The 13,823-nt window shown below is 66.8% G+C and carries 14 protein-coding genes; 11 read left to right on the forward strand and 3 right to left on the reverse strand.

Features of this window, described 5'->3' with window-relative positions; translation table 11 throughout:
• The first annotated feature begins 129 nt into the window (after positions 1–129).
• The 8 genes from ACH49N_RS32640 (at position 130) to ACH49N_RS32675 (ending at position 5,892) form a co-directional block, all read left to right on the forward strand.
• Positions 130–330 carry a hypothetical protein gene (locus ACH49N_RS32640; RefSeq protein ID WP_358276884.1) on the forward strand — a complete coding sequence of 67 codons (201 nt, stop codon included), beginning with the start codon at positions 130–132 and terminating at the stop codon, positions 328–330.
• 94 nt (positions 331–424) lie between these two features.
• Positions 425–604, forward strand: coding sequence for a hypothetical protein (locus ACH49N_RS32645; RefSeq protein ID WP_358276885.1), 180 nt, complete (start codon positions 425–427; stop codon positions 602–604).
• Between the two features lie 978 nt (positions 605–1,582).
• The gene (locus ACH49N_RS32650) at positions 1,583–1,780 is read left to right on the forward strand and encodes a hypothetical protein (protein ID WP_358276886.1); all 198 of its coding nucleotides are present in this window, start codon (positions 1,583–1,585) and stop codon (positions 1,778–1,780) included.
• 5 nt (positions 1,781–1,785) lie between these two features.
• Positions 1,786–2,097, forward strand: coding sequence for a histone-like nucleoid-structuring protein Lsr2 (locus tag ACH49N_RS32655; RefSeq protein ID WP_358276887.1), 312 nt, complete (start codon positions 1,786–1,788; stop codon positions 2,095–2,097).
• 368 nt (positions 2,098–2,465) lie between these two features.
• A complete protein-coding gene (locus ACH49N_RS32660; RefSeq protein ID WP_358276974.1) occupies positions 2,466–2,771 on the forward strand; it encodes a hypothetical protein in 306 nt (101 codons plus the stop codon).
• Between the two features lie 497 nt (positions 2,772–3,268).
• The gene (locus tag ACH49N_RS32665) at positions 3,269–4,027 is read left to right on the forward strand and encodes a DUF6544 family protein (protein WP_358276888.1); all 759 of its coding nucleotides are present in this window, start codon (positions 3,269–3,271) and stop codon (positions 4,025–4,027) included.
• Positions 4,028–4,103: 76 nt separating this feature from the next.
• Complete coding sequence (locus ACH49N_RS32670; protein ID WP_358276889.1) at positions 4,104–5,468, forward strand: wax ester/triacylglycerol synthase domain-containing protein; 1,365 nt, start codon at positions 4,104–4,106, stop codon at positions 5,466–5,468.
• Positions 5,469–5,550: 82 nt separating this feature from the next.
• Complete coding sequence (locus ACH49N_RS32675) at positions 5,551–5,892, forward strand: hypothetical protein (RefSeq protein WP_358276890.1); 342 nt, start codon at positions 5,551–5,553, stop codon at positions 5,890–5,892.
• Between the two features lie 38 nt (positions 5,893–5,930).
• On the opposite strand, the gene ACH49N_RS32680 is transcribed toward ACH49N_RS32675, so the two are convergent.
• On the reverse strand, positions 5,931–6,581 hold the full coding sequence (locus ACH49N_RS32680; protein ID WP_358276891.1) for a response regulator transcription factor: 651 nt from the start codon (positions 6,579–6,581) through the stop codon (positions 5,931–5,933).
• 98 nt (positions 6,582–6,679) lie between these two features.
• On the reverse strand, positions 6,680–7,126 hold the full coding sequence (locus tag ACH49N_RS32685) for a pyridoxamine 5'-phosphate oxidase family protein (RefSeq protein WP_358276892.1): 447 nt from the start codon (positions 7,124–7,126) through the stop codon (positions 6,680–6,682).
• A gap of 208 nt (positions 7,127–7,334) precedes the next feature.
• Between ACH49N_RS32685 and ACH49N_RS32690 the strand changes: the two genes are divergently transcribed.
• From ACH49N_RS32690 to ACH49N_RS32700, 3 genes are read left to right on the forward strand one after another with little or no spacing between them, the layout of a single operon-like run.
• A complete protein-coding gene (locus ACH49N_RS32690; protein ID WP_358276893.1) occupies positions 7,335–7,547 on the forward strand; it encodes a hypothetical protein in 213 nt (70 codons plus the stop codon).
• A 45-nt stretch (positions 7,548–7,592) separates the two neighbouring features.
• Positions 7,593–8,201, forward strand: a complete 609-nt coding sequence (locus ACH49N_RS32695; RefSeq protein WP_358276894.1) for a hypothetical protein — start codon at positions 7,593–7,595, stop codon at positions 8,199–8,201.
• The gene (locus ACH49N_RS32700; RefSeq protein WP_358276895.1) at positions 8,176–9,720 is read left to right on the forward strand and encodes an FAD-dependent monooxygenase; all 1,545 of its coding nucleotides are present in this window, start codon (positions 8,176–8,178) and stop codon (positions 9,718–9,720) included. The genes ACH49N_RS32695 and ACH49N_RS32700 overlap by 26 nt, the downstream gene beginning before the upstream one ends.
• Here ACH49N_RS32700 and otsB read toward each other — a convergent pair.
• Positions 9,717–13,352, reverse strand: coding sequence for a trehalose-phosphatase (gene otsB / locus ACH49N_RS32705; RefSeq protein ID WP_358276896.1), 3,636 nt, complete (start codon positions 13,350–13,352; stop codon positions 9,717–9,719). The genes ACH49N_RS32700 and otsB overlap by 4 nt on opposite strands.
• Between the last annotated feature and the right edge of the window lie 471 nt (positions 13,353–13,823).

The raw sequence follows: 13,823 nt of genomic DNA on the forward strand, positions 1-13,823 counted from the left end.
TCAATCCCTTCTAGCCCAAGGGTTGAGGCCATTGTCCCGTTTCAGGACTGGCTGATCACGCACCGCCACACCCCGACTTTTTCAGGTCGAAGTAGATAACAGGTAGCAAAACGAGGAGTGCCGGAGAGCTTGCTGAGCATCGACCTCGCGGACGGGCACCAACTGATGCCCCGCGAACTCGCCACCCTCGTGCACACCGAGTCGACGAAATTCCTCGACACCATCACGGAGATCTGTCTGTCCCGCGGGGAGAACCTGGTCCTTGAGGGCACGTTCAGCTGGTCCGGCCTCGGCCCGCGGCTCATGCGCGATCTTGCCTACGCGGACTAGGAGAAGTTCACGATCCTCGATGTCGAGGCACCCCAGCACATCACCCGGGCCCGGGCGTTGACCCGGTGGTGGCGGGGCCGGCAGGAGGCGTTGCGTGGCGGCGGCGGTCTGGGTGGCCGGTTCACACCGGGGTTCGTCATCGACGCCCTTGTGCACCGGTGACTCCGCGGAGACGGTGTGCGCCCGCAATGCCCGCGCCGCGTTCGATCACCCACTGTCCGCGGAGATCCCGACCGTCGAGCTGCTTGTCGAGCATGCCGACGGCGGGGGATGAGACGTGGGTGAAGGAGAACGGTGTCGTGGTCTACCCGCAGGTTCCGGCCGACCGGCCCGAGCCCTGACCGTCCGGGTCTGCGGCGCAGTCGCGGCAGATCAGCTGCTGCTTGCCGGCACGTCGCCTTGGTGATGGACCAGGAAGCAACTGGTGCAGTGACTGCGTCGGATTGTGTGCCGATGACGCGGACGGTCAGTTCTTCACCGGACAGGTCGGCGCCGGGGTAGTTCGAAGGATTCTGCGGTGTCGGTGTCTTCGACGTCCACGGCGGCGCCGCGTCGGTAGTCGATGCTGTGCCACAGGAACATTCGGGTGACCGGGGTGGGACGGAACTCGCGTCAGCGCGTACCGGGCCGCCGATCCCGGGACGGGCACGCATCGGGCCGATCTGCCAGATCCGCGGTGGCGTGGGAATGTGGGGTCGACGTCGGTGATCTCGTCGAGGGTGTCGATGAACCCTGCGGGGCGGGCCGTGATCGTGTCCGGGGTCGTCGGTGATCATGGCGGCCTCATCGGCGATGGTCGAGCGGCCGGAAGCGCGGCGGATAGGGCGACCGCCCACCGGCTGGTGGCGAGGACGCCTGCGTGCAGATTCGCCGGTGGACAGCCCCCGCATCCGGCCTGAATGCAGGTGGGTGTGTGCGGCGGGGGAGGTGGCGTGCGCGCAAGGGCTGGCGGGCGGGTTGACGACCAGAACATCCCCCGCACGGGGCGACAGCAGATCGGGGCCGTCGGTGTGGAGGTCGGCGATCGCCGTGGACCGGGGCCCTGTGGGGCGACGATGACGCCGACTGTGAGTGGTCACACTCCACATGCGGTGACACGGTCATGACAGTGCTCTCCCGGCTGCTGGGGGGTGTGGCCCGGCGGGCGCCTGCGCCGTAGGGTCGGTACCGCTGCGACCCGACGGTCGGCAAGGCTCCGGAGAAGGCGACGACCAAAGAGATTCGCGAGTGGGCGATCGGGGAGGGCCGTGAAGTGTCGCCCCGCGGTCGGATTTCGGCCGAGATCGAGCAAGCCTTCCATGACGCCCTGGCAAAGGAGGTTCCGGCAGAAGCGGTGCCGGCGACGAAGGCGCCTGTGAAGAAGGCTGTCACGGGCAAGGTTCCGGCGGAGACGTCGGTCGTGAAGGGGGCATCAACGAAGGCGGCGGCTGTGAAGTCGCTGCGGATGTGACGGCCGTGAAGGAGAAGGTCGCGAGGAAGGCCCCGGCGGAGACGTCGGTAGCGAAGTCGGCGGCCGTGAAGAAGGCGCCGGTGACGGAAGCGGCGGCGGGCACCGCTCCGGCGAAGGCGACGACCAAGGAGATTCGCGAGTGGGCAATCGGGGAGGGCCGTAAAGTGTCCTTCCGCGGTCGGATTTCGGCCTTGATTGTGCGAGCATTCCAGGACGCTGCGGCAAAGTTGCCGCTCCCGCTCGGGCGAAACGGGTGCGGGGCCGCCGTTGAGCGTGACCGACCGACTCCTGTTGCCGCGGTATGCCGTCTCGGGTGATCCCGTGTTCGGCACCGTGGAGGTCACCATCGAGGAGCTTGCTGAGTTGCTCGAACGTCAAGTCCCTGCCCGTGACCAGGATGCTGCAACGCACTGACGGTGCCATTTTGTGTCGAGCGGCGCGCTTTGATGACCGCCCGCTCGGGACAGGATGAGGCGGTGGGCGATCGATCCGCAGCAGACCTCGAGCGTGGACTCGCCATGCTCGCCGGTATGCGCGGACGACTTTGTGCGTCGGAGCGTGGGGACTTCCGCATCCCGACGACCGCGCTCGATGAGGTTCTCGATGAGCTGAGCAGTGTCGCACGATCTCGTGCGATCGTTGCGCCAAGCGAGGCAGGGAGGTGGCCATCCAGTGAAGGTGACGTGTGTCTTTCCGCGGCATTCGCACCTCGATCGCTCGTACGGCTGTGCATGCCGTGGGCGTTTATGGTGACGAGGTTGCGCGGTCGTTCGAGGAACGTATCGCCAGAACGGATCCCGACGATGCTGCACGGTTGTTCCTGCGGGGCGTGGAACGGGGCAAGGCGCGGCTGTTGGTTGGCCAGGATGCTCGGGTGGTTGATGCGGTGACGATGCAACGGTTGTTGCCGGCGGCGAAGCGTCTCGGGAAATGGCAGCGGTGCGGCCGATATGACTGGCCGCCGAAGGGCCCGACGATCGAGCGCACGTGAATGCGCTCAGCCGTTTCGATGCTGAGATCCGGCTCGTCGAAAATCGTTGCAGGCAAGTCCTGTCCTCATGGTGTCGATGAACGATTCCGTTCTTTTGGGGAACGGCGACGCTGGTGACCGAGGGGTTGCAGCCGCTCGCATGGAAAATTTAGTGTCATTCATAGGAATGGCAGGACTAGGTCGTCGACAGTGAGGCACTGCCCGCGGAGGGCATGTTCGTCCGGTATGACGGTGAGGGGCTGCCCGCCGGCGACCGGTGGCCCGTTCGCGGAGTCCAAGGACGTGATCGGCGGAGCGTCAGAGGACTTGGTCATTCGCTTGGGGGCCACATGGCATCGATGCCGAGTGCTGCCGGGGATACGGGCAGTCTGCCCGCGTCCGGTTGCGGAACGACTGTCGGTGGACGGTCGGGCCGTGGTGTGATATAGACCGCCGCTGCTGATCATCGCGGCAAGCATGACCCCGCACCGCACAGCACTCGTGAGGAGGAGAATTCAATGTCTGAGCCGTTGTCGGTTCCTCGGGCCGCCCGCCACGTGAGGGGGCAGTGGGAGAGCTTGGCGAATGTGCACGGGACCGGGCAACGGTTTCATGCCGCACTGGCCGAAGATCTTCCACTCGTGGCCCGACGGTGGATCGTCCGTGCCGTCGCCGAGAACACGCCGCTTGCACGAGCGGTACAACTCGAGATGCATGGACAGATCCGGCTCGGAGACTGGCGGCCGTTTGCCGCCACCCAGCTCATCGCCCCGGGGGAAGGTTTTATCTGGGCCGCGACGGCGAAAGTAAGGGGTCTGCCGATTCTGGGTTACGACCGTTTCACCGACGGTAGCGGCGAGATGCGGTGGCGAGTCGGCGGACTGATCCCCGTGATGTCCGCCCGGGGTCGTGATGTCACCGACAGTGCGGCCGGGCGCCTGGCCGGGGAGAGCATCTTCGTGCCGACCGCCTTTCCCCTGGCACGCTGGACCGGTGACGGGAACGATGTCTCGGCGACGTGGACCGTGGCTGGTCGCGAGGAAACCGTGCACCTGAACATCGCCGAGGACGGCGCCCTGCGCGGTGTGTGGATGCAGCGGTGGGGCAACCCCGAAGGGCAGGGGTTCGGCCGTTACCGGTTCACCGTGGCCGTCGAGTCCGAGCGTACGTTCGCCGGTATCACCATTCCGGCGCGCCTGCGCGCGGGGTGGGACACCGGCGGCGCGTCGGCCGGCGAATTCTTTCGCGCCGAGATCACCGACGCCCACTTCCGCTGACGTCACAGCCGCACGTCGCGTTGGGTGCAACTGTGCAAGCCTGCGTGCAGCGAGACATGTCTGGCATCCTCGGATCATGGCGGAACAGCGCAGAATTGAGCGCCTCGGCCCGAGCGACCTGACCGAACTCGCCTCAGACGTCGGGCCGGTGCCCATGAATGTCGGTGCCGTGCTCTTCCTCGCCGGTGACAGGGCAGCCGGTGACGGGACAGTGAATGCGGCGACGATCGAGGCCACGTTCACGAAGCGGATCAGCGGGATACGCCGGTTGCGGCAATGCCTGGTCGACCCGCCACCGGGCCTGGGCCGGCCGTACTGGGCCGACGACGAACTCTATGACGCCGGCGCCCATTTCGCACGGGTGCGCTGCCCGGACCAGGGTGACCGCGACGCCGCCCTGGCGATCGCGGTGGACGCAGTCACCGAGCCGCTGCCTCGCTCACGGCCGCTGTGGAGAGCGATCATCATCACCGACCTTGTCGGCGATTGCGGTGCGGTCGGCCTGGTGATGGTGCTGCACCATGTTCTCGCCGACGGAATCGGTGGTCTGGCGATCCTCGGGCATCTGGTCGATGGCATGGCCGCGGCGGGATCGGTGGACGAGATTCCCAGCGCGTCCCCGCCGCCACGGCCGATGGAGCTTCTCGCTGACTGCGCCGTCGAACGCCTCCGCATGCTGCGGGGATTCCCGGCCGCCGTGGCAGGCGTGCGCGGGGGCTGGAGTGAGCTCGGGCACAGTATTGGTCGCCGCGCACCCCGCTGTTCCCTGAATGTGGCAACCGGGCCGCGCCGCCGGGTGACGACGCTGGAGACCGACCTCCGCACTCTTCGGGAAGCAGGGAGGAGTTGCGGGGGAACCGTCAACGATGTCCTCCTGGCCGCGGTCACCGGAGCCCTGGCCAACCTCCTGCACCGATGGGGCGAGTTCCCGCTCGAGCTTGTGGTCTCGGTACCGGTCTCCGCCCGACGGTCGACAACGAGCGGGCACCTGGGAAATCAGGTGGGAGTCATGCCGGTCCGGGTACCGCTGGCCGGAGGCCCGGCGGAGCGGGTAACCGCCATTTCGAGGATTACCCGTGATCAGAAGAGGAGAACCCGTGGTACGTCCGCGGCACTGATCGGGCCCCTTTTCCGGTTTCTGGCAGCTGTGAAGCTGTTTCGGTGGTTCGTCGACCGTCAACGGCTCGTCAACTCGTTCTTGTCGAACCTGCCAGGTCCGCCGTCCCCACTGGCCATCGCTGGGGTTCCGATCGTGTCGATGGTGCCGATTACCGTCACTGCGGGAAATGTCGGTGTGGCGTTCGCGGCATTGTCGTATGCCGGCACACTCACGGTCACAATCATCGCCGACCCCGGCGTGGTACCTGAGATCGACGACCTCGCCGCAGCCCTGCACGAACAACTCCAGGTTTTCGACGAGGGCAACGAGTCAGCGCGGTAGACAGTCGAACAGAACACCTGCGAACAGTGGGTGCACATCATTCACGAGGACCAAGGAGGCTTGGGGATATGACAATGGCCGTATGCCCCAAGTGCAGACCTTGCGTGTGGACCTGGAAGAGGTCGGTGCCCGGCACTGGTGGGCCGCGCTCCTCGCGACCCTGTCCGAGCAGTACGGCAACGCGTACATGCGGTTCGTGGGGGTGGTCGACGGGAAACCGCGGTACTTCAGCGCGACTTTCGCCGTTCCCCGGACATGGGGATCGATACCTCCGCGTGAGGAATGGGCGCCCGGGATGACGGCTGCTCTGGCCGAGTTGCGGCAGCAGATCGAGGACGACGGGTGGCAGCACCTCGGCAGCGGAGATCAACCCTCGCAGTTGACGTATCAGCGACCGGAACAGCGGTCCGACCCCGAAACTTAGTGGCTCCCACCAAAGGCCGGGACTGCGATGAGACGACATCACCGCGGCTTGGTGCGGGTGCGCGGAAGTTTGGTGGCGATGACGGCGGCCTGAGTGCGGCGTTCGACGCCGAGCTTGCTCAACAACCGGGAGACGTAATTCTTCACGGTCTTCTCCGCGAGGAACATTCGCTCCGCGATCTGCCGGTTGGTCAATCCTTCGCCCAGAAGAGTCAGGAGTGTGCGTTCCTGATTGGTCAGTCCGGCGACCAGTCCTTCCTCCTCGGTGGGTTTCGTCCGCAGTTTTTCCATCAGGGCGGCGGCCGCGCGGTTATCGAGCAGCGACTTTCCGGCACCGACCTCGCGAACTGCGTGGGCCAATTCGGTGCCGCGGATGTCTTTGAGGGCGTACCCGCTGGCACCGGCAAGGATGGCGTCGAGCATGGCCTGTTCATCCGTGAAGGAGGTCAACATCAAGCACCGCAGGTCGGGCAGCTGGGAGAGGAGGTCGCGGCACAGTTCGATGCCGTTGCCGTCGGGTAGCCGCACGTCGAGGACGGCGACGTCGGGTTGCAGCGCGGGAATTCGTGCGAGGGCTTGGGCGCAGTTTCCGGCCTCGCCGATGACGGTCAGTTCCGGATCGGTGGAGAGCAGATCCGCGATGCCCCGGCGAACGACCTCGTGATCGTCGACGAGAAAGACTGTGATCATGCGGCTCAGAACTCCATTTCCGGTGGTCAGCGCCCTGCACGACAGGGTACGTGATGAGGCGGGCTCTTCTCGCCGCCTCGGGCATTTCTGCGATGTGGTCAGCGGAGGTCACCGGCGGGGCGGAGCAACGTGGTGCGGTGCCCGCTGATCTGTTCGATGCCGATTACGAGGTAGCGGTCGTCACGAGAGCTGCTCCACGGTATGCGGGCCGGGTCGGCGAACCCGATCAACCCGTCGGTGCCGGAGAGTACCCGTGATCTGCCCATTGCCAGAACGCTCCAGCCGGTGCGGGTGGCCGGGTCGATGGTCCCCGCCTCGAACGCGAGCACCCCCCGGTCGAACCGGTCGAACCACGGGTTGTTGCCGGTGGGGATGACGAGATAGTCGTCGAGGGCGGCGAATGTGACCGGCCGCACCGCGGGCAGGGCGTTCTCGGTGTAGACGAGCCGGCCGGTCGCAGCCGAGCGCAGCAACTTCCGGCATTCGGCAGTGGGGAGCGGACCGTCCGATCGCGTGGCCACCACGGGTGGGTTTTCCTGATACATGATTGCTTCTTCCGTGGGGGAGAACCGACCCCACCAGCATCTGGTCCCGTCCTAGGGGCGCAACAGAGGACAAAGTCGTCACTGTGGCCCTCGAGCGCCCTGACCGCCATTTTCCGGGAGTATTCCGGCTGTACTCGTTGACCGTCCTCCTCGAGCCACGTGAGAGGGGCGGGTGAACCGCCGTGCCTGCCTGCGTGGTCGTGGTGTGATGGGGGGCATCCTGTTCGAGATGTGCTTCGCGGCCGCCGTGGTGACGGTGCCGCTGTTCCAGGGCGTGTTCGCCGCAGCGCTCCCCGAGCCGTGGCAGATCGCGTTGCTGCTCCCGCTTCCGGTGATGGTGTGGGGCTGTCACGAGGTTTTACGCTGGCGGGCCCACCGGGGCAGGAAGGCCGGACACCGGGAAGAACCCCGAAGCCGGTGACCAACGGCCCTCCCGGCGCCGACGATTGCGCGGGACAGTGACCAGATGACCGACGACGCAGACACGACACCGACACCGCTTCCGCTGCGCGTGGCGGTGCCCCGCATCATGCGGTGTGCCGCGCGCACAGCGAACCTTCTTGCCCACCGGCGATTGCATCAACCACGCCAGCACCTCGGGCGCACGATGACCTTCGCCGACGGCAGCACCGGGATCGTCTATCGGGAAACCGCCGCCGACGTCGAGTCCGTCGACGACCCCGCTGTTCTCGTGGTCGCGTTCCGGCTGCGCGGTGTCCACGGCAGGGTTGGGCATGCACTGTTCCGAGCGGAAAGTCTGCTCAACACCCCACTGTTCGCGGGCTTCCCGGGATTCGTGTCGAAACTGTGGCTCACGGCGGACGAGCAGGGCCGCTACCGGGGGTTCTACCAGTGGGATGGTGCCCGGGCCGCCGACGACTACGTTCGCGCACTGTGGTGGCCACTGGCCTCGGTGAGCCACCGTACGTCCATCCGGTACCGGATACTGCCGGGTCTGCGCCGCGACGACGTCCTCGGTGCCGCTCAATCCGCCGAGAACCCTCGAGTCTCCGGCACGGCGTGGTGGCGGCTGGTGCGGACGGCGACGGATGCACCCCGGCAACCAGAACGGTGAGCGGTCCGACGTCCTCGTCGCCGGCGCGGGACCGACCGGACTCGCCGTGGCCCTCACCGCACACGACCACGGTGCCACCGTCCGGGTGCTCGATCGCAGGCCGCACCCCTGCCGTCCCTCGCAGGCCTTTCTCGTCCATCCCCGCACCCTCGAGGTTCTGCGCCCGCACGGGGTGACCGGGGCCATCGTCGGCCTCGGGCAACTCGGCCCTCGACTGCACGTCCATCTGAACAGGGGCAGCGTGTCCGTGACGCTGGGGAATTTCCGGCTGCCCGACACCCCCTATCCCCACCTGCTCCTTGTCCGGCAGGCTGACGTGGAAGCCGTCCTGCGCCGCGCGCTGGGCGAGCGCGGTATCGAGGTGGAATGGGACACGGCGGTGCAACGCTACGAGGTCGACCCGGCACACGGTCTCGTGCTGACGCGGTGCGGTGCACAGCACTTCGTGAGTCGTTATCTCGTCGGCTGTGACGGGCGATCGAGCACGGTGCGGGCGGCGGCCGGGATCGACTGGCGTGGGGCACCGTACCGGCGCGACGTTCTCCTCGCCGACCTCGACGTGACCGGCGGCGATGTCCAGACCGGTGATGCCCACGTCTTCGTCCGGCACCGGGGACTTGCCTTCCTGCTTCCGCTCGGCGAGCGGGCCCGCTGGCGGTTGGTGGCCCCCGTACCGGCGCACCGTTCACCGTCCCTGCCCGGCGATGTGCACCCGCAGGCGCTGCTCGACGAGCTCGGCGCCGGGTGCCGCGTCACCGATGTTGCATGGTCGCAACGGGTCCCGATCGAACACCGCCTCGCGGCCCGGTTCCAGGAGGGGCCGGTGTTCCTCGCGGGCGACGCCGCCCACGCCTACTCGCCGGCCGGCGGGCAGGGAATGAATGCGGGCCTACAGGACGCGGTCAACCTCGGTTGGAAACTCGCTGCCGCAGCCCGGTGTGACCTTCCCGATGGCGGCGCCCTGCTGCGCTCGTACCAGGAAGAACGGCGGCCTGTCGCACAGCGTGTCCTGGCCCTGACTCACCTGTTGCTGTGGTGCGAAGCCGGGACGGATCCGGTGCCGGCCTGTGCCCGGGGCGCGGTCGCCTCGATGGGGCCGCACCTGCTGCCCCGAGCTCTGCCGGGGCGGCGGGTGCAGACGCACCTGGTTCGGCTGCTGTCCCAACTACGGTGGGACTACCGGCGCAGCGTGTTGTCGGTCGATGGTGGCTCGGGTCCTCCCACCGTGGTGTCGGCGGGCCAGCGGCTGCCCGATGAGCAGATCACGGTCGACGGTGCTCCTCGTCGGCTGCATGATCTGACCGCGGCGCCGGGGATACATGTGCTCCTGTGCCGCGACACCCCCTGGTCCAGGTCTTCGCCCGCCGACGGCGGGTTCGTGCGAGTCCACCGGATACACAGTTGGCCCGGTGACGGAGTCGTGATCGTCCGGCCCGACGGCTACGTGGGATTTCGGAGCCCGGACAGCCGGGGGGTCGAGGCGTGGCTCGACATGGTCGGTGCCGGCAACGGCATCTAGCCGAGATGGACAGTGTTCCCGGGCTGCAGGGTGGCAACCTGATCGCGGCAGACGATCTCGATCGGTCGCTGGTTGCCGGCCGCTGCGCTCACCTGCACCTCTCTGCCGGTGACGGTGAGCCAGAGTTGGAGTCCGCGGTAGACGATGGGGAACTTCAGTGCGCCGAGTTCCTCCGGCCATTGCGGGCCGAATACCAAACGATCCCCGCGGGTTTCGAGTCCGGTGAAGCACCGCTGAAGCAGATCGACGCTCCCCGCCATCGCGGCGAGGTGTATGCCCTCGGCCGTCGTACCGCCCTGAATGTCGGCAATATCGGAGGCGAGTACCCGTTCGAAGTAGTCCAGGGCGTTGTCGCGGTTGGCGCGCGCGAGAACCCAGGAATGCACCACCGCACTCAGGGTCGAACCGTGCGAGGTCCGGGCCAGGTAGTAGTCGACCGTCCGCGGAATGGCCTCGGGTTCGAGGTGATAGCCCAGTCCGCCGAACACATCCCGCAGCTCATCGGCGGACAGCAGGTAGAAGAGCATCAACACATCGGCCTGTTTGGACGCGCGGTAGCGGTTGACGTCGTCGTCTTCGGCCTCGAGGATCCGGTCGAGCCGTTGAATGTTGCCGTAACGCTCGCGATAGGCATGCCAGTCGAGTTCGGCGAGGTTGTCGTACCCCTCGAACTGGCTGATCACCTGATCATGGAACGGCACGAACATTCGGCGGCTGACGTCTTCCCACCGTGCCATTTCCTGCGCGTCCACTGCCAGGGTCTCGACCAGGTCGACCCGGTCGGGCGAGGCAAGCGCGTCGAGACCCTCGAGAGCGCGCAGGATGACCCACACCGCCATCACGTTGGTGTAGGCGTTGTTGTCGATTCCACCGAATGGTGACCCGGGGTAGCCGGAGTGGAACTCGTCGGGACCCATGACCCCGCTGATGACATATCGGCCCCGCACCCGGTCGTAGGTGGCGAGACTGGCGAAGAACCGTGCGATCTCGACCAGCAGTTCGGCCCCGCACTCGGTGAGAAACTCCAGGTCGCCGGTCACCTGGTAGTACTGCCAGACGTTGTAGGCGATCGCGACCCCGATGTGGTGCTGGCGCCAGCTCGGGTCCGGCAGCCACCGCCCCGACGCCGGATTGAGATGGAGCTGCTGGCTCTCCTCCCGGCCGTCGCTGCCCGATTGCCAGGGGAACATTGCACCCCGGTAGCCGGCCGCTCGCGCGGCGCGGCGGGCCTCGGGCAGCCGGCGGTACCGGTAGCGCAGCAGTGACCGGGTGAGGGAGGGTACCCGCAGGTTCAGTACGGGGAAGACGAACAATTCGTCCCAGAAGATGTGCCCGCGGTAGGCCTCACCGTGCAGTCCCCGGGCCGGCACCCCCACATCGAGGTCGGCGGTGTTCCGGGAGACCGTCTGCAGCAGGTGCAGGAGATGGACGTGCACGATGCGGGAGGCGTCCTCGTAGTCCTGCAGTTCGATTCCTACCCTGTCCCACAGGTGTTCCCATGCCAGGACGTGACCGTCGAGCACCTCGTCGAAGCGGCCGAGTTCCGCGAGCCGACACGCAGCTTCGTCCGCCGGATGCGACACCGCATGATCGCGGCCCGTGAAGATCGTGACCATCTTCTCGAGCGTGACCGATTCGCCCGGGGCCATCTCGACGGCGACGTCGTGCCCGATCTGCCTGTCATCGGCGAACGGCTGGTAGCGGCAGTCAGCTCTCTCGTTATTGCGCCACAACCGGTTTCGGGCGGCCATCGCCACCGGTATTCCGGACTGGCCGGTGTGCATCGACAACAGTACGGAGTCGTCCGTCAGCTCGGTGGCGCGCAGGGCAGTGAGGTGGTCGCTGGCCAGATCGCGGTAACGCTCGACGAGAGTGTTACCCACCGAACCGTCGAGCACCGAGCGGATCTCGAGGCGCCCCGACCAGTCTTCTGCCACGATCGTCGTCTGCAGCGCACACACGTGGGGCAGGTGCATCGCGACGAAGCGCCGCTGGAGGACCGAGGTGGTGCGCCCGGCCTCGTCGCGAAAACGCCATCGCCGGGTGAGGACGGCACGGCGCACATTGAGATATTGGCGGTAGTCGAGAAGTTCGGCCGCATCGATGTCGAACCACCGCGCCCCGTCGACACGGAAGGTGGTCGCAAGCCAATTCGGCGCATTGACCAGGCTTTCGTTGACGATGGTCATTCCGGACCGTTCCTCGCTGAGCCGGTTGTAGAGGCCGGCGAGGTAGGTGCCCGGATAGTGCACGGCGCCGGCACCGGACTCGGGTGCGCACCCGCGGGTGGCGAAGTAGCCGTTCCCGACCGTACAGAGCGCCTCACGCAGTTTCTCGGCGGCGGGGTCGTATCCGTCGAAGAACAGGATCCAGGCGTCCGCCCGCGAGACCGTCTTCGGATCCCGCGCGAGTAGGTCGGCCAATCGTTGCAGCAGCTCGCACACCTGTGCGGGTCCGTTGACCGCGAACCGGGCTGCGGAGCGCCGATCGCCCGCCTCGTCGCTGCGGACCACGATTCCCACCCCGGTGGCCGCCACGGCGTCGAAAGCGTCCTCGTCGGTGAGGTCGTCACCGACGTACAGGGGAAGCAGCTGCGTCGAATCGAGGACGTGTCCGAGAATCCACTCCAATGCCCGGCCTTTGTCCCAGCGGATGTCGGGACGTAGTTCGACGACCATGCGGCCCGCTGCGACGCGCAGACCATCGACACCGTGTGCGGCCTCGTACACTGCCGCGATCACCTCGTCGACGCGGGCTGCGGCGACGTTGCGGTAGTGGACTGTCACCCCGAACCGCTTGTATTCCACCAGGACACCGGGAACTCCGTGAAGCTGTTCCTCGACGAGACGTCCAGTCTGCGCGAGCAGCGGCACCGCGGTGAGCGCTTCGGGATTCTCGTAGTGCTCCCCGTCCGGCCCGCTCAGTTCGAAACCGTGGCTACCCGCGTACCAGATCCCCTCCATGCCGATGCGCGACCGGATGTCCTCGAGATCGCGGCCGCTGATCAAGGCCACGGGACACTCGCGGGCCAGTCGGGCCAGTTGCGGTGCGGCGCCATCGACGAGGACCGCCGCGGAGGGGTCGCTGACGATATCGGCGAGGGTGCCGTCGAAATCGAGGAAGACCGCGGGCCGCCGGATACGCAGCGGCGCGGTCAGTTCGTGCCGGGATGTCACCGCGTCGGGGATCTGCGACAGGGGACGATCCCCCTGGCGGATCATGATGTCCGCCGGGTCGGTCACCATGAGGTCGGCACCCCAGGAACCCTTTTCCGGGCCGATCCCGACGACCAAGGCGAACCCGCTCCGCTTGGCTGCTGTCGCAGCCGCTTCCGAACGAGTGACTACCACCGCTGCGGCGGGCTGGGTTCCGAGCCGGTGTGCGGCCTCGGCCGGCGCGACCCCATCGGTGCGGGCAGGGAACAAGTCGGCGATCCCGGTGTCCTCGACTACCGCCTCCACATCGCCGCTCGGGGCGAACACCGCCGTGTCGATGGCCAGCGCACGCAACCGGCGCACCAGCATGACAGTGGAATCGACGATCACAGGCTTCCCGGACTCGGTGTCGACAACCACATCGAGGTCGAAGAGGACGGCGCCGTGCCGGCGCAGATCGATCACAGGTCCGGCCATGGGTTCAGCTTTCGCGTTGTGCAGAGCTGTCCGGGTACTTGTCGAGTGGCGTCCAGAGTACGTCGGACCACGGACGTGAAGGGCAAAGACAGGGCGGCGGTGTTTACGTCAATGGGTAGAAGCATCAGGAGACCCGCTATCACAGCACCCGCAGCGACGGCCACGAACAATGCGGTACTCACGACACCGAGTGCAACAAGCACCACCCACGCGCCCATCACAATGGGGCGATAGTTCTCAGCACGACTGCGCCCGGACACCGTAAGAGACCGCTCCGGAAAATATAGGGTGGCGCACACTCGAGACGGTTGACAAGACACCCATGACGATTCCACCTCACCCGAGTGTGTGAGGTTGCCCCTTGAAGGTGGCCTCCTAGTGATTGAACGGCGCCCACCACCGGGTAGGAGGGCCAACGGTCCCTTCCCCCGCCCCATCGGATCGTGGACAAAGAGGTCTGTGCGGCCGTAA

Origin of the sequence: Rhodococcus sp. NPDC019647, from assembly GCF_044389235.1 — a bacterium.
Classification (GTDB): domain Bacteria; phylum Actinomycetota; class Actinomycetes; order Mycobacteriales; family Mycobacteriaceae; genus Rhodococcus_F; species Rhodococcus_F oxybenzonivorans.

Coding starts and splice junctions, on each gene's coding strand:
- ACH49N_RS32700 (WP_358276895.1), top strand. CDS start 8,176: ATGCACCCCGGCAACCAGAACGGTGAGCGGTCCGACGTCCTCGTCGCC.
- otsB (WP_358276896.1), bottom strand. CDS start 13,352: ATGGCCGGACCTGTGATCGATCTGCGCCGGCACGGCGCCGTCCTCTTC.
- ACH49N_RS32675 (WP_358276890.1), top strand. CDS start 5,551: ATGCCCCAAGTGCAGACCTTGCGTGTGGACCTGGAAGAGGTCGGTGCC.
- ACH49N_RS32685 (WP_358276892.1), bottom strand. CDS start 7,126: ATGTATCAGGAAAACCCACCCGTGGTGGCCACGCGATCGGACGGTCCG.
- ACH49N_RS32665 (WP_358276888.1), top strand. CDS start 3,269: ATGTCTGAGCCGTTGTCGGTTCCTCGGGCCGCCCGCCACGTGAGGGGG.
- ACH49N_RS32680 (WP_358276891.1), bottom strand. CDS start 6,581: ATGATCACAGTCTTTCTCGTCGACGATCACGAGGTCGTTCGCCGGGGC.
- ACH49N_RS32695 (WP_358276894.1), top strand. CDS start 7,593: ATGACCGACGACGCAGACACGACACCGACACCGCTTCCGCTGCGCGTG.
- ACH49N_RS32670 (WP_358276889.1), top strand. CDS start 4,104: ATGGCGGAACAGCGCAGAATTGAGCGCCTCGGCCCGAGCGACCTGACC.
- ACH49N_RS32690 (WP_358276893.1), top strand. CDS start 7,335: ATGGGGGGCATCCTGTTCGAGATGTGCTTCGCGGCCGCCGTGGTGACG.